Consider the following 15,510-nt stretch of genomic DNA (forward strand, 5'->3'; position numbering starts at 1 on the left):
CTTGGAGTCGGTGGCCTCGGAGCCGACGGTTTCCCTACTCATCGACACCCTCGCCGCTGCCGGCGGCGCCAGACCCTGATCCGCTCGGTGGGCCCACGACTTCGTGGCCTGGCTCGCCCAGCGCGACCGGTGGCTGTCCCACTCGGTCGGGATGGTGATCACCGAGGCGACGTGCTGGAGTTCCGGCATCGGCCTGGACGGCGGGGGTCGAACCGGGCGGCAAGATCCGGGGCGGCAACTGAGTCCCCGAACTCACCGGCGATGTCCTCACCGGCTGGTCGAAGGGTATGCGGCTGATCGTCCGCAAGGAACGGCCGCACCCCGGAGCTTAATTGCGCTTGACCGACGCCGACGGTCTGCGGGTCACCGCGTTCGCTACCAACACCACCGGCGATCCGATCGCCGCGCTTGAACGATGGCACCGCCAGCGCGCGAGGACCTCGCAGAACGCATCGGCCACGGTACTTCCGTTCACGTGGTCGCTGTCCGCGAGATGCTGAAGTCCGAAGACGACGTCGCCCGGCAGCTCCAGTACCTCGCAGCATCACACGCCTGCGCAGCCGTCACGCCGCGCAACCAACAGCCGGAGGCTGAGGAACAGCCCTCACCCGCAACTTGTGAGCAGCAGCCCGACCCCTGACGAGCATCGGCGGCCTCACCAAATCTGATGCTCCCCAGGCATCGATGCCGGGTGACGGTGCGCTCTGGGTGCTATGCGGTATCGGGAACTGGCCCCGGACCCCGGGAAGGCGGTTGTGGCATGGACGAGTGCTCGGTGCTCGTGGTGCCGCCCGTCGCGATGCGGAACGCTACCGGTGCCGCGCCCGCAGCGCGTAGGGCCACCCGTCCCGGGTGGGGCCGTGCAACGATGGCGGCATGAACAGACTGGCTAACGCACAGTCGCCCTACCTACTCCAGCACGCCTCCAATCCAGTGGACTGGTGGCCATGGGGAGAGGAGGCGATGGAAGAAGCTAAGCGGCGGGACGTGCCCATCCTCTTGAGTGTGGGCTATGCGTCCTGCCACTTATGCTTCTGCTGATTTACTGGTGTCACGTCATGGCGCACGAGTCCTTCGAGGACGTGGAGACCGCCGCGTACATGAACGAGCACTTCGTCTGCGTCAAGGTGGACCGCGAGGAGCGGCCCGACGTGGACGCCGTGTACATGGAGGCCGTGCAGGCGGCCACCGGGCACGGGGGGTGGCCCATGACGGTGTTTTTGACGCCTGAGGGGGAGCCCTTCTACTTCGGTACGTACTTCCCGCCCCGCCCGCTGCACGGCACGCCCGCCTTCCGGCAGGTCCTCGAAGGGGTACGGGCCGCCTGGGCCGACCGGCGTGCGGAGGTCGCGGACGTGGCCGCGCGGGTCACGGCCGACCTCACGGGGCGGGGGCTCGGGCTGCCCGCGGACGCCGCGCCGCCCGGCGCCGACGCGCTCGGCGCGGCCCTCCTCGGCCTCACCCGGGACTACGACTCACGCTACGGCGGCTTCGGCGGCGCGCCCAAGTTCCCCCCGTCCATGGTCCTGGAGTTCCTGCTCCGCCACCACGCCCGCACCGGCGCCGAGGGCGCCCTCCAGATGGCCGCCGACACCGCCGAGCACATGGCCCGCGGCGGCATCTACGACCAGCTCGGCGGCGGCTTCGCCCGCTACGCGGTGGACCGCGAGTGGATCGTGCCCCACTTCGAGAAGATGCTCTCGGACAACGCCCTCCTGTGCCGCTTCTACGCCCACCTGTGGCGCGCCACGGGATCGGCCCTCGCCCGGCGGATCGCCCTGGAGACCGCCGACTTCCTCGTCCGCGAACTCCGCACCCCCGAAGGCGGTTTCGCCTCCGCGCTCGACGCGGACAGCGACGACGGCACGGGCCGCCACGTCGAGGGCGCCTACTACGTGTGGACCCCGGAGCAACTGCGCGAGGTGCTCGGCGACGCGGACGCCGCCCTGGCCGCCGCCCACTTCGGCGTCACCGACGAAGGCACCTTCGAGCACGGCAGCTCCGTGCTCAGGCTGCCCCGCACGGACGGCTACGACAGCCCGCCCGTCGACGCCGCCCGGCTCGACCGGGTCCGGCGCGCCCTGCTCGCCGCGCGCGACACCCGCCCCGCCCCGGGCAGGGACGACAAGGTCGTCGCCGCCTGGAACGGCCTCGCCGTCGCGGCGCTCGCCGAGACCGGCGCCTACTTCGACCGCCCCGACCTCGTCGAAGCCGCGCTCGGCGCCGCCGACCTCCTCGTCCGCGTCCACCTCGACACCCACGGCCGTCTGAGCCGCACGTCCCGCGGGGGACTGCCCGGCGCCAACGCCGGCGTCCTGGAGGACTACGCCGATGTCGCCGAGGGCTTCCTCACCCTCGCCTCCGTGACCGGCGAAGGCGTCTGGACGGACTTCGCCGGGCTGCTGCTCGACCACGTCCTCGGCCGCTTCCGCGACGAGAGCGGAGCCCTGTACGACACCGCGGCCGACGCCGAAACCCTCATCCACCGCCCCCAGGACCCCACCGACAACGCGACCCCTTCCGGCTGGAACGCCGCGGCGGGCGCCCTCCTCACCTACGCCGCCCTCACCGGCTCCACCCCCCACCGGGCCGCCGCCGAACAGGCCCTCTCCGTCGTCCGCGCTCTGGCTCCCCGCGCCCCCCGCTTCGTCGGCCACGGCCTCGCGGTCGCCGAGGCCCTCCTCGCGGGCCCCTACGAGGTCGCCGTCGTCGGCGCCCCCGACGACCCGCGCACCCGCACCCTCCACCGCACCGCCCTCCTCGCCACCTCCCCCGGCACGGTCGTCGCCGCGGGCCCCCCTTCCGCCGAGCCCGAGTTCCCGCTCCTCGCCGACCGCCCGCTGGTCGACGGAGCCCCCGCCGCCTACCTGTGCCGAGGCTTCGTCTGCGACCGCCCCGCAACGGACCCGGACGAGGTCGCGACGCGCCTGGGCAGCCACGAGGCGTAGTCCCGGCGGGGTGACGACCGCAGGGAGGGGGCGGGGCCGCGAGGCGAAGTCCCGGCGGGGTGACGGCCGCAGGGAGGGGGCGGGGGCTCGGGACGGAGCGGACCCGGTGCGCTCGGGGCGCACGGACCAGGCCCGCCGAGGCCCGCGACGCGGACGCGGGGTGCGCCCGGGGCGCGCGGACGGGACGCTTCGGACCGGAGGGTCGGGCCGCTTCGGGTACGGGGCCGGCTGCGCCGCTCCGCGAGTGCGCCGCGTTCAGGGCGGGCCCCCTGGCCGGGGGCGTCGTGCGGGATCTCCAGGACGCGTACCGCTCCGCCGTGAGCAGTGCGGGCCGGCGCAGACCGCTTGGCGACCCGGTCCACGCCCTCTCCCGGTTCTCCCGCGCCGCCCCGATGGTGACGGCTCTCGCTTCCCTGCCCGCCGGAGGGGAGTGGGGCTTGGTGGCCGGTACAGCCGGCTCGCCGTGAAGAGCGGGAAGAAGCCGTGCGGCGCGAGGTCGAGCACGGCGTAGCTGTCCTCCACCGTGGCCCCGGGCGCGGAGGTGTCGATCGCGGCGAGGACCGTGGCGGGGGATACCTTGGGGGCTCAGCGTCACCGCGTCGGGGTAGTACGGCGGCGGGCGGCGCGGCACGGACCACAGGGTGGCGCCGAGCACCCCCGTAACGCCGTGCGTGGCGCACACCCTCGCGCACCACGTGGCGTTGTCGCGGATGGTGGGAGCGAGCGGGTCGGACGTCAGGGGGCCACCTCCGTCTCCGGGGCTTGGCCGACGGTCGCGAGGGCGTCGGCCACGACGCGGGCGAGGCGGTCGTGGTGGGCGCCGCGCCAGTAGACCCGGCCGCAGCCGGGGCATTCCGCGTAGACGTCGTACGTGGTGCGGGTGCCGGCGTCGATGCGGTCGGCCACGTCAGCCAGGGTGGCGGGGCGCAGGGGGGTGTTGCAGGCGGTGCAGCGGGTCCACGGGTGCAGGCGGGGGCGGAACCTGTCCAGGATGTCGGGGAGTTGTTCCTCGGGGCGGTGGCTGTACACGTACGCCCCGGCCCACAGTTCGCGGCGGCGCAGCAGTCCCCGGTCGCGGCTGAGCAGCACCCTGTGTTCGGCGGCCGACCGGGTGGCGAGTGCGGGGTCGCCCGGATCGTCCCGCTGGTAGGCGGTGTCCACTCCGAGCAGGCGCAGGCGGCGGGCGAGCGTGCCGAGGTGGACGTCGAGCAGGAAGCGGAGCGGCGCGCCCGGTACCCGCTGGGGACGGTCGACGGGAGCGACGACGATGTGCTCACCGCCCTCCGGTATGAGGGAGGACGGCACGGGGGTGCCGTCGCGGGTGAGGCCGCCCACCTCGGTGAGCGGCACGCCGAGCGACTCCACGAGGTGGCCCAGCGTGGAGACGCCGTCCGCGCGCGAGGTCAGGGTCAGGCGGCCCCGCGGCAGGAAGGTCTCCAGGCCGGGCGCGAAGGTGAGAGCGAGGTCGGTTCCGTTCACGCCCACAGACTTGCACGGGCTCCGGACGGGCCGCCGAACTTCATCCACAGGCGCTGTGGATCGTCAGCTCATCACACCGCCTGCCGCGCGGCCCGCCTCTCGCGTCCGCAACCCGCACCCCGGCTCCCGCACCCGCCCCCGCCCCTCGCCCCGCCCTCACCCGTGCTGGTACGCCACCAGCGAGATCCCCACGTAGTGCACGACGAACGCCGCGAGCGTGAGGGAGTGGAAGACCTCGTGGAAGCCGAACCAGCGCGGCGACGGGTTGGGGCGCTTGATTCCGTAGATCACACCGCCCGCGCTGTAGAGCAGGCCGCCGACGAGCACGAGGACGAAGACCGCGACGCCGCCCGCGCGCATGAAGTCCGGCAGGAAGAAGACCGCCGCCCAGCCCATCGCGATGTAGCAGGGCGTGTAGAGCCAGCGCGGGGCGCCCACCCAGAAGACCCGGAAGGCGATGCCCGCCGCCGCGGCGGCCCAGATCGCCCACAGCAGCCACGTGCCCTTGCCGCCGGGCAGGAGGAGCAGGGTCAATGGCGTGTAGGTGCCCGCGATGATCAGGAAGATGTTGGCGTGGTCCAGCCTGCGCAGCACCGCTCCGGCGCGCGGACCCCAGTTCCCCCGGTGGTACAGCGCGCTCACGCCGAAGAGCAGGCATGCCGTCAGGACGTAGATCGCGCAGGCGACGCGCCCTCTGCCCGAGTCCGCGAACGCGGTCAGGACGAGACCGGCCACCACCACCGCGGGGAACATCCCCGCGTGCAGCCAGCCGCGCATCCGTGGCTTGACCAGGGCCGGGAGGGCGAGAGCGGGGGGCGCGGAGGCCGCCTCCGCCGTCGTCCCGGAGGGGTCGGGAGCGGGCGTGGAGTCGTGCGTCGTGGTCATCTGCCGCGTGTCCTTCGAGCCGGTTTCCGGGAGAGGAGGGGTGTGCGCGTGCCCGTCCCGCGTGCGCGACGGCGGAGCCGGGGGAGACGGGGGAGTCGGGGACGTGGAGGAGAGGCGGGGCGAGGGCCGGGGCGGTCCGCCCGGCCGGTCGGGCGAAGCCCGCGTCGCGTCGGAAGCGGGCGCGGTCATACCGGCATCGTAGCGAGGCCGGGTGAACGCCCCGCCTCCCGCCCGCTCAAGGACGCACGACGCCCGCGAGCGCGCCGGTACGGGGTACACACCCGCGCGTCCACGGGGACGACGCACACGCCTGTCCGACCCCCACCCCTCCCACCCCTCCCACCCCCGCCGTGTCCCGCATCACCCCGCTCACATGGGCGGCCCCCTGGACAGATGCGCGGGAAAGGCGCAGGATCATATGAGTGCGGTCGGCACCGGATGAGCGGCTACGAGAGCGTCCGGGTCGCGGCCCCCACGGGGCAGACAGACTTCTCACCCTCGTTTAGGAGCAATTCGTGGCGCGCGACATCGCGGCTCCCCCGTCCTCCGACACCCTCGGCACGGCCAACGGCATCCCTCACCCCGGAACCGCTGCCGACACCCCGCCGACCAGGCACGCGGAACTGCGCGCCTGGGTCGCGGAGATCGCCGCCCTCACCGAGCCGGACCAGGTGGTGTGGTGCGACGGCTCCGAGGCGGAGTACGACCGGCTCGCCGCCGGGCTCGTGCGCCAGGGCACCTTCCGCAAGCTCGACGCGACGCTCCGCCCGAACTCGTACTACGCCGCCTCGGACCCCTCCGACGTCGCGCGCGTCGAGGACCGGACCTTCATCTGCTCCGAGAAGGAGGCGGACGCGGGCCCCACGAACCACTGGCAGGACCCGGCCGTCATGCGCGAGACCTTCCAGGGCAGGGACGGGCGCGGGGGCGTCTTCCGCGGCTCGATGCGCGGGCGCACGATGTACGTCGTGCCGTTCTGCATGGGGCCGCTCGGCTCGCCGCTCTCCGCGATCGGCGTCGAACTGACCGACTCCGCGTACGTCGCCGTGTCGATGCGCACCATGACGCGCATGGGGCGGGCCGTGCTCGACGAGCTGGGCGAGGACGGCTTCTTCGTCAAGGCCGTGCACAGCGTCGGCGCCCCGCTCCGGGAGGGCGAGGCCGATGTGCCGTGGCCCTGCAACCCCACCAAGTACATCTCGCACTTCCCCGAGGACCGCGAGATCTGGTCGTACGGCTCCGGCTACGGCGGCAACGCGCTGCTCGGCAAGAAGTGCTACGCGCTGCGCATCGCCTCGGTCATGGCGCGTGACGAGGGCTGGCTCGCCGAGCACATGCTCATCCTCAAGCTGACTCCGCCGCACGGTGAGTCGAAGTACGTCGCCGCCGCCTTCCCGAGCGCCTGCGGGAAGACGAACCTGGCGATGCTGGAGCCGACCGTCAAGGGCTGGACCGTCGAGACCATCGGTGACGACATCGCCTGGATGCGCTTCGGCGAGGACGGCAGGCTCTACGCGATCAACCCCGAGGCGGGCTTCTTCGGCGTCGCCCCCGGCACGGGTGAGCACACCAACGCCAACGCCATGAAGACCCTGTGGGGCAACGCCGTCTTCACCAACGTCGCGCTGACCGACGACGGCGACGTCTGGTGGGAGGGCATGACCGAGGAACCGCCCGCGCACCTCACCGACTGGCGCGGCGAGGAGTGGACCCCGGCGAGCGACACGCCCGCCGCGCACCCCAACGCGCGCTTCACGGTGCCTGCCGCGCAGTGCCCGATCATCGCGCCGGAGTGGGAGGACCCGAAGGGCGTGCCGATCTCCGCGATCCTCTTCGGCGGGCGCCGCGCGAGCGCCGTACCGCTCGTCACCGAGTCCTTCGACTGGAACCACGGCGTCTTCCTCGGCGCCAACGTCGCGAGCGAGAAGACCGCCGCGGCCGAGGGCAAGGTCGGTGAGCTGCGCCGCGACCCCTTCGCCATGCTGCCCTTCTGCGGCTACAACATGGGCGACTACATGGGGCACTGGATCGACGTCGCCAAGGGCAAGGACCCGGAGAAGCTGCCGAAGATCTACTACGTGAACTGGTTCCGCAAGGACGGCAGCGGGCGCTTCGTGTGGCCCGGCTTCGGTGAGAACAGCCGCGTCCTGAAGTGGATCGTGGACCGGCTCGACGGCCGCGCCGAGGGCGTCGAGAGCCCCATCGGCGTCCTGCCGGCGAAGGGCGCGCTCGACACCGAGGGCCTCGACCTCTCCGCCTCCGACCTCGACCACCTGCTCACGGTCGACAAGGACGTCTGGCGCGAGGAGGCCGCGCTCGTCCCCGAGCACCTCAACACCTTCGGCGAGCACACCCCGAGGGAGCTGTGGGACGAGTACCGGGCGCTGGTGCGGCGCCTGGGATGACGGCGGTACGGGTGGTACGGGGCCTGCGGGGGCCGGTGCGGCGCCCCGGCTGTCGGCGCCGGTGATACCCCAAGGGGCGGGGCCCCTCGCACAAAGGCGTGCGAGGGGCCCCGCCCCTTGTCCGCGGCGCTGGTCGGTCCTGGTCCCCTCGCGTCGTACGTACGGCTCAGGCCGCGAGGGCCGCGGGCTGTACGGAGCCGGTGGGGCCGGCCGCCGCCGCGTGGGCCTCCATGCGGCGGGCGGCCAGGATCGCGGCGCCCGTGTCGGCGCGCGAGGCGGCGACGACGAGAGCGCGCCCGGCGAGCGCGTGGGCGCGGCGGTGCAGGGAGGCGAGGTCGCTCCCGCGGAGCGCTCCGGCCGCGGCGCGTACGGGGCCGGAGCCGCCGCGCAGCCTGCGGAGGTGGTCGCTCAGTTCCCGGCCCGCTTCGCCCAGCGCGGCCGCCTCGTCCGCGGGGGAGAGCGCGCGCAGTTCGTCGGTGAGCGCGAGCAGCGCCGCGAGGTGTCCGGCGAGCTGGATGTCCAGCTCCTCCTCGCGCGAGTGCCGGGGGAAACGGGACTGCTCACCGGAGGTGGAATGGATGGATTTGCTGCGGATCGGCTCGTACACGAAGGACCTCCAGGGTTGCCTGAGAGCATCCTACCTTGGAATCCGTCTAAGTTAGAATCCGTCCAGAGAAGGAATCGTCCGCGAAGGGCGCGCGACGCCTCGTTGAGGGTTCAGCTCTGCCCGTATCCGCTCAGGAAGTGGCCGATCCGGCCCACGGCCTCCGTCAGATCCTGCACGCTCGGCAGCGTGACGATCCGGAAGTGATCGGGGTCGGGCCAGTTGAAGCCCGTTCCCTGCACGACCATGATCTTTTCCTTGCGGAGCAGATCGAGGACCATCTCGCGGTCGTCCTTGATCTTGAAGACCTTCGGATCGAGGCGGGGGAAGAGGTAGAGCGCGCCCTTGGGCTTGACGCAGCTCACGCCGGGGATCTGCGTGAGGAGTTCGTACGCGGTGTCGCGCTGCTCGCGCAGCCGCCCGCCCGGCAGGACCAGCTCGTTGATCGACTGCCGTCCGGTGAGCGCGGCGACGACGCCGTGCTGGCCCGGCATGTTGGCGCACAGTCGCATGTTCGCCAGGATGTTCAGCCCCTCCAGGTAGGAGGTGGCGTGGGCGCGCGGCCCGGAGACGACCATCCAGCCGACGCGGTAACCGGCCACGCGGTACGCCTTCGACATGCCGTTGAAGGTGAGCGTCAGCAGGTCGGGAGCGAGCGCGGCGGTCGGGGTGTGCGTGGCGCCGTCGTAGAGGATCTTGTCGTAGATCTCGTCGGAGCAGACGAGCAGGTTGTGGCGGCGGGCGATGTCCGCGAGCCCGCGCACCATCTCCTCGTCGTAGACGGCCCCCGTGGGGTTGTTCGGGTTGATGATGACGAGCGCCTTGGTCCGGTCGGTGACCTTGCGCTCGACGTCGGCGAGATCCGGCATCCAGTCGGACTGCTCGTCGCAGCGGTAGTGGACGGGGGTGCCCCCGGAGAGCGAGACGGCCGCGGTCCACAGCGGGTAGTCGGGCGAGGGGACCAGGACCTCGTCCCCGTCGTCGAGCAGGCCCTGCATGGCCATGACGATCAGCTCGGATACCCCGTTGCCGATGAAGACGTTCTCGACATCGGACTCGACGCCGAGGGTCTGGTAGTGCATCGTGACCGCGCGGCGGGCGGCGAGCAGGCCCTTCGCGTCGCCGTAGCCGTGCGCCGAGGAGACGTTCCGGAGGATGTCCTCCAGGATCTCGGGCGGGGTCTCGAAGCCGAAGGCCGCCGGGTTCCCGGTGTTGAGCTTGAGGATGCGGTGGCCCGCCGCCTCCAGTCGCATCGCCTCGTCGAGCACCGGGCCGCGGATTTCGTAACAGACATTGGCGAGCTTCGCCGACTGGATCACCTGCATGCCGGTCACCTTACGGCCGTGTCAACCGCCCCGCATGACGTATACGGCCGGGCTGCCGTGGACCGCGCGGGCGGCGGCTTCCATTCGTACGTGCCGGGCGCCGAAGGCCGTGGCTCTGCGGGGCGACGGCAGCTTTACGGCTTGGATTCCCGCCTATGAGGGATGAATTTCACCTGTACGGGTGAGTTCGGACACCCGCGGGCTCTCGGCCGGGGACCACCTCCAGCCCTCAGGAGCCTCCACGAGCCCTTCCGTGCCCTCACGAGGAGGAGGTGGTCCAGCCCGGACAGCGCCCCGTGGTCTCCAGGAGTACCCCGATCCGCTCGGCCGGTACGGGGCGCGAGTAGAGGTAGCCCTGCCCCATGTCGCAGCCCATCGCCCGCAGCCGCTCCGCCTGGCTCCTGGTCTCCACGCACTCGGCCGTCACGGTGAGACCCAGGCGGTGGGCCAGGCCGACCAGGGCCTCCACGATCACCTCGTCCGCCGGTCGCCCCTCGGCGGTGGTGGCCCGGGCGGGCCCGCCCGCGATCACGGTCGCCGCCGTCCGGTCCCTGGAGCCGGGGACGGCGGGGGAGCCGGGGGCGGCGGGGGAGCCGGGGGCGGCGGCCGTCGTGGTCGCCGGGGTCTCCGCTTCCGGGGCGGAGCCGGAGAAGGGGAAGCCGCGCACGAAGGAACCGTCCAGCTTGAGGACGGAGACGGGGAGGCGACTGAGGTAGGAGAGATTGGAGTAGCCGGTGCCGAAGTCGTCGATGGCGATCCGCACCCCCATGTCGCTCAGTTCCTGGAGGGCCCGCAGGGGACGGCCGGTCTGCCCGACCACCTCGGACTCGGTCAGCTCCAGTTGCAGCAGGGACGGCGGCAGCCGGGTCTCGGCGAGCACCTCGGCGACGTCGCCCACGACATCGGAGTCCCACAACTGCCGCACGGTGACGTTGACGCTCACGTACGGGGGCCGCGCTCCCGGGCGGGCGAGCTGCCAGCTGCGGGCCTGGGCGCAGGCGGTACGCAGGACCCAGCGGCCCAGCTCGACGATGGAGCCGTCCCGCTCGGCGACGTCGATGAAGCGGTTCGGGGCGAGCCTGCCGAAGCGGGGGTGCCGCCACCGCACCAGGGCCTCGACGCCGTGCAGGGTGCCGTCGGCGAGGGCGACGAGGGGCTGGTACTCCAGCTCGAACTCGCCGTCGCGCACGGCGGGCCGCAACGCGGTGGCGAGCAGGTCCTGATGCGCGCCGTCCTCGCTGCGGGCGCGGTCGAACAGGGCCCACCCGCCCCTGCCCTCTGCCTTGGCCCAGCCCAGCGCGGTGGTGACGGCGCGCATCAGCTCGGCGGGACTCGTCTCACGGGCAGGCAGCTCGGCGACCCCGGCGGAGGCGGAGACGGAGAGGCGGCGCCCCGCGATGTCGTACGGCTCGCGCAAGGCGCGCAGCACGGTCGTGGCGAGTTCGGCGAGCTGCCCGGGTTCCGTCGTCTCGCGGCCTTCGCGGCCTTCGCGGCCTTCGCGGCCTTCGCGGACCTCGCGGACGAGGAGCGCGAACTCGTCGCCGCCCAGCCGGGCGAGTACGGGGGCCTCGCCGTGCGCGGACGCCAGAAGCGGGGCGAGGCGGGCGAGGCGGGCGGCCACCGCGCGGAGCAGGTGGTCGCCGACGGGGTGGCCGTGGGCGGTGTTGACGTGCCGGAAGCCGTCCAGGCCGAGGACGCACAGGCCGACGCGCCCGCGGCCGCCGCGCAGCCCGTGCTCCTCCAGCGTGTCCGCGAGGCGGTCGAGGAAGTGGGCGCGGCTCGCGAGCCGGGTGAGCGGGTCCTCGCGTTCGGCGCTGCGCAGCCGGGCCCTGAGCTCGTGGCCGAGGCTCGTGTCGCGGACCGTGAGGAGGGCGCCGCGCGCGGGCGCGAGGTGTTCGAGGCGGAGTTCGGCCCAGGACTCGCCACCCTGGGGCGAGGCCAGCCGCCGGGTGCAGACGAGGTGGTGACGACGACCGCTGAAGACCTCGGGGAGTCCCGGGGTGGTGTGCGGGGTGAGGCCGAGGGCGGTGAGGTGGGTGAGGGGGCGGCCCGGGAGCGAGGCGGCGGGGAGGGCGAGGTACTGGTGCAGGGCGGGGTTGGCCGCGGTGATGGTGCCCGTCTCGTCGACGAGGGCCATCGGCAGCGGGGCCGCGTCGAAGGCGGCGCGGTGGGTGGTGGGGTCGGGGGGCGCGGGTGCTTGGGCGGGCGCGGGTGCTTGGGCGGGGGTGTGGTGTGCGGGTGCCCGGGAGGCGGGGGAGGGGGAGGCGGAGTCCGGGTGCGGCGAGTCCTGGCCCGAGGTGCCGGAGGGTGCGGGGGGCCGGGGCGCGGAGACCGGTGGAGGGGTGGTCCGGGGCGCCGGGCCGGGTGGTGGGGCGTCCTCGGGAGAGGGGACGGGGGGTGCGGTGTGCCGGGGGGTGGACTCGGCGGGTGCGGTGGAGGAGGGGGGGACGGGGTTTTGCGGAGGGGGGACGGGGCTTTGCCGCGCGGCGCTCCCGGCGGGGGCGGGCGCCGGTGGCGGGGGGATCGCGCGACCGGTGGCGGAGCCGGGAGGGGGGACCGTCCCGGGTGCGGGGGGCGGGAGCGGTGCGGGGGGAGGGGTGCGGTCCTCGGGGTGGGGCCGGGCCTGGGTGCGTGGGAGGGGGTGGACCGGGAGGAGGGGGAGGCCCTCGGCGAGGACGGTGAGGTGGCGACCGGCGCCGAGGCGTTCGCGGGGGGCCGCGTGGCGGGGACGGGCGGGGCGGTGCCCGGAGTGCGGGGACGGGTCCCGGCGGGGCGCTTCGGCGGCGGGCCGGGCCGGGGCCTCGCGCTCGTAGGGGTGCGGCGGCTGGAGCGGGGCCGGGGTGCGCGCGCGGGAGGTGGCCGGCAGTGGGGCGGAAAGCGGCCACCAGGAGGACGTGGCCTCGGCCCGGGCCGGTTCCGGGCCGAGGCCACGCACCGTCCCGCAGGCCGGTTCCGCCGGACGGTACGCGGCCTCGTGGCGGGCGGTGTCGTGGTACGTGGCCTCGCGCTGCCCGGCCTCCCGGTGCGCGGTGGCCTCGCGGTAGGCGGTGGCCTCCCGGTGCGCGCCGGCCTCGCGGGGGCTCGCTGGCTCGGCGTCCGCCGCCGGGGGCGGGTGGTGCGCAGCCTGGTCGCAGGCGGGTGGGGCGGAGGGGTGGGACGTGCCCGCTCGGGTGGGGGCTGGAGGTTGTTCGGGGGGTCCGTTCACCGCTCGCTCCCGCCGTTGGCCAGGGTGTCCGTGCTGGAAAGTGTGCCGATCATAGATGCGGGTCAGAGGCTGTCGCAGCGGCCATTCGGGGGTGCCACGCGGCAGGCGACCGGAGTTGAGCGCTTTCCTTTCGCTCCCGTTTCTTCTGGTGGAGGTGGAGGGCGGAAGTGTGCGTTCAAGGCGCGTAGACGACGCTGCGTGAAGCTTGAACTTTTACCGCATCGTTGGTCGCGTCCCCGGGCGCGCCCCCACCGCGACTCACGCGCCCCCGGCCGCCACGACTCCGGCCCCGCGCCCGCTGCCCCCGCACGGCCTGGGCTCCCCCCGCCGGGTCCCCCGGACGGCGGTGGGTGAAGGGCCGAGCGGGTGGCCCTTCGCTCACGTAGATCAGACAAACAGTGCATATGTACTTATGACGCCGCAGGGTGAGTGGCGTGTTTCGCCACCGACCACGCCCAGAACACCGCGTCCCCCGGCCCCGGGCCCCGCAGACCGCCGCGAGCGGCGCGTGGTGGGGCGCGGGCGGCGGGCGCGGCGGCGTGGGGCTTTCGTGGCGCATGCGGTTCGGGGCGGCCACGACCGCCTTTCTCGCGCTCGTCTCGGGCGCCCTCGTCCTCGCTCCGGCGCCCGCGCTCGCCGGGCTGCGCTCCGGTCCCTGCGTACTGCCCCGCACGGGCGTGCACCACTCGGAGGGCCTCGACACCTGGAACACCGCCTACCCCCGTCCGGCCGGGCGGCTCGACGCGGTACTCGTGTACCTCTCGTTCCCCGGCGCGACGCCGCACGCGACGCCCCGCGAACTGAGCCGGGACTACTTCCCCGCGACGACGGACTTCTACGCGCGCGCCTCGTACGGGCGCATGCGCCTCGTCCCGCACGTGCGGCCCGGCTGGGTGCGGATGCCGCGACCGGCGAGCGCGTACGCGATAGAGCGGGACTGGGGCGACGGCGGGCGTTCGGCGTACTTGCGGGACGCGCTCGCCGCCGCCGACCCCGGGACGGATTTCAGCAAGTACGACGTCGTGTACCTCGTCGCCGACCCGGACGCGCCCGGGGTGAACTCGGACGCGACGAAGGTCGTCAATCTCGGCACCCCGCTGCGCGCCGACGGGACGGATCTGCGCCGCTTCGTGACCGTCTTCGAGCAGCACCCGCCGGACCACAACGTGCTCGCCCACGAGACGGGGCACGTCTTCGACCTGCCCGACCTCTACCGCCGCCCGGCGGACGGCAAGGGGGACTGGGACACCCACGTCGGGGACTGGGACCTCATGGGCAGCCAGTTCGCGCTGGCCCCGGAGTTCTTCGGCTGGCACAAGTGGAAGCTGGGCTGGCTCGACAGCGCGCACGTCGCCTGCCTGCCCGCGGGCGGCGACAGCCGCGTGGACCTCGCCCCGCTCGCGGCCCCGCTGCCGCGGGGGATGCGCGGCGCGCCGCGGCTCGCCGTGGTCCGTACGGGCGCGTACCGGGCGCTCGCGATCGAGGTGCGGACGGCGCGCGGCAACGACGCGACGACGTGCGCCGAGGGGGTCCTCGTCTACGAGGTGCGCACCGACACGGCCTCGGCGCAGGGCCCGGTCAAGGTCTACGACGCGCACCCGGGCACGGAGGGCTGCGCGAGCCGCTCCGTCCAGCCCGGCCTGGCCGACGCGCCGCTCGGCGTGGGCGAGACGTACACCGTTCCAGGGCGCGACCTGAGGATCACGGTCGAGGCGAAGACGCCGGACGCCGAGTGGACCGTCCGCGTCCGCCCCTCCTGACCCGGGAGCCCCCGCCGAAGGCCCTGGCGAGCGCGACGAAAAGGCCCCCCGATCGCTCGGGGGGCCTTCTCCGTCTGTGCGCCGCCAGGGACTCGAACCCCGGACCCGCTGATTAAGAGTCAGCTGCTCTAACCAACTGAGCTAGCGGCGCCTGCTGACGTCGTAGACATTAGCACCCTGGTCGGCGGGGTGCGAAATCGATATCCGCACACCTGTCCGGGCCGCCCACAGCAGGACCTCCGGGCCCGGGAGCCAGGGGCACGTGCCCTTCGGGGGCACCAGCCAGCGGTCCCGGCTCGCGCCCGGAAGCGCGCGTTCCAGGGGCGGCAGGCTCGCGAGGTCGCCGCGGCCGTGGCAGAGCAGGGGTGGGAGGGGGTGACGGGGGCTGCCGCCCCACTGCTCCCAGCGCAACAGCGCGGCGAGGCGGTCGGCCGTGCCGGGACGCGCGAGCAGCAGGAGGCGGTCGCCGCGCTCGGCGAGGGGGCCGCAGCCGGGGCCCTCGGCCCACAGCCGCTCCACCATGCGGCGCCCGAAGAGCAGGGGAGCGCTCACGAGGTCGAAGGTGGTGCCGCAGGGGAGGCGGAGCGGGGCGTGCGGCTGAGCGGACCAGGTCCGCAGCGTCGCCTCCGGGTCGGGCGTCGCACGCGCGAGCCAGCGGACCCCGTCCGAGTCCCGCACCGCCTCCGCCGCTCTCGTGCCGCCGCGCCGCTCCCGCTGTGCGCGCGGCTCCCGCTCCGTTTTCCGCTCCCGCTCCGCGCTCCGCTTCCACTCCGTGCTGCTCGTCGTCATGCCCCCACGGTCACCCGGTCCGCTCTCGTGGCGGACGGAGTTCGCGGAAACGGGGACAAGACCTGCCGTACGGGCGTACCGTGCCCTGTCACTCGGCATATGCCCCGCAC

Annotated in this window: 7 protein-coding genes, 1 tRNA gene and 3 pseudogenes; 4 read left to right on the forward strand and 7 right to left on the reverse strand. The window is 73.8% G+C overall.

Going from position 1 to position 15,510, the window contains the following annotated elements; all coding sequences use genetic code 11:
• Positions 1-48: 48 nt before the first annotated feature.
• Both ACIP4O_RS05675 and ACIP4O_RS05680 read left to right on the forward strand, forming a co-directional pair.
• Positions 49-458 (forward strand): annotated as a pseudogene (locus ACIP4O_RS05675) (IS1380 family transposase); the annotation flags it as partial.
• A 418-nt stretch (positions 459-876) separates the two neighbouring features.
• Positions 877-2,948: pseudogene (locus tag ACIP4O_RS05680) on the forward strand (thioredoxin domain-containing protein).
• 735 nt (positions 2,949-3,683) lie between these two features.
• Here ACIP4O_RS05680 and ACIP4O_RS05685 read toward each other — a convergent pair.
• On the reverse strand, positions 3,684-4,427 hold the full coding sequence (locus ACIP4O_RS05685; protein WP_401571863.1) for a Mut7-C RNAse domain-containing protein: 744 nt from the start codon (positions 4,425-4,427) through the stop codon (positions 3,684-3,686).
• A gap of 156 nt (positions 4,428-4,583) precedes the next feature.
• A complete protein-coding gene (locus tag ACIP4O_RS05690) occupies positions 4,584-5,204 on the reverse strand; it encodes a hemolysin III family protein (RefSeq protein ID WP_401573838.1) in 621 nt (206 codons plus the stop codon).
• A gap of 623 nt (positions 5,205-5,827) precedes the next feature.
• Here ACIP4O_RS05690 and ACIP4O_RS05695 point away from each other — a divergent pair.
• A complete protein-coding gene (locus ACIP4O_RS05695) occupies positions 5,828-7,717 on the forward strand; it encodes a phosphoenolpyruvate carboxykinase (GTP) (RefSeq protein ID WP_401571866.1) in 1,890 nt (629 codons plus the stop codon).
• 166 nt (positions 7,718-7,883) lie between these two features.
• Here ACIP4O_RS05695 and ACIP4O_RS05700 read toward each other — a convergent pair whose 3' ends face one another.
• The 3 genes and pseudogenes from ACIP4O_RS05700 to ACIP4O_RS05710 form a co-directional block, all read right to left on the reverse strand.
• Positions 7,884-8,324, reverse strand: coding sequence for a hypothetical protein (locus ACIP4O_RS05700; protein ID WP_361331510.1), 441 nt, complete (start codon positions 8,322-8,324; stop codon positions 7,884-7,886).
• 110 nt (positions 8,325-8,434) lie between these two features.
• Positions 8,435-9,646: a pyridoxal phosphate-dependent aminotransferase gene (locus ACIP4O_RS05705; protein WP_401571869.1), complete on the reverse strand. Its 1,212-nt coding sequence runs from the start codon at positions 9,644-9,646 to the stop codon at positions 8,435-8,437.
• Positions 9,647-9,905: 259 nt separating this feature from the next.
• Positions 9,906-11,915, reverse strand: a pseudogene (locus ACIP4O_RS05710) (putative bifunctional diguanylate cyclase/phosphodiesterase); the annotation flags it as partial.
• 1,493 nt (positions 11,916-13,408) lie between these two features.
• Here ACIP4O_RS05710 and ACIP4O_RS05715 point away from each other — a divergent pair.
• Positions 13,409-14,611, forward strand: a complete 1,203-nt coding sequence (locus tag ACIP4O_RS05715; protein WP_401571872.1) for a M6 family metalloprotease domain-containing protein — start codon at positions 13,409-13,411, stop codon at positions 14,609-14,611.
• A 77-nt stretch (positions 14,612-14,688) separates the two neighbouring features.
• On the opposite strand, the gene ACIP4O_RS05720 is transcribed toward ACIP4O_RS05715, so the two are convergent.
• Both ACIP4O_RS05720 and ACIP4O_RS05725 read right to left on the reverse strand, forming a co-directional pair.
• Positions 14,689-14,762 (reverse strand) — tRNA-Lys (locus ACIP4O_RS05720).
• On the reverse strand, positions 14,753-15,400 hold the full coding sequence (locus ACIP4O_RS05725) for a hypothetical protein (RefSeq protein ID WP_401571875.1): 648 nt from the start codon (positions 15,398-15,400) through the stop codon (positions 14,753-14,755). Before ACIP4O_RS05725 ends, ACIP4O_RS05720 begins: the two co-directional genes overlap by 10 nt.
• Between the last annotated feature and the right edge of the window lie 110 nt (positions 15,401-15,510).

The sequence above is a fragment of the Streptomyces sp. NPDC088923 genome (assembly GCF_044749745.1).
Lineage (GTDB): Bacteria > Actinomycetota > Actinomycetes > Streptomycetales > Streptomycetaceae > Streptomyces.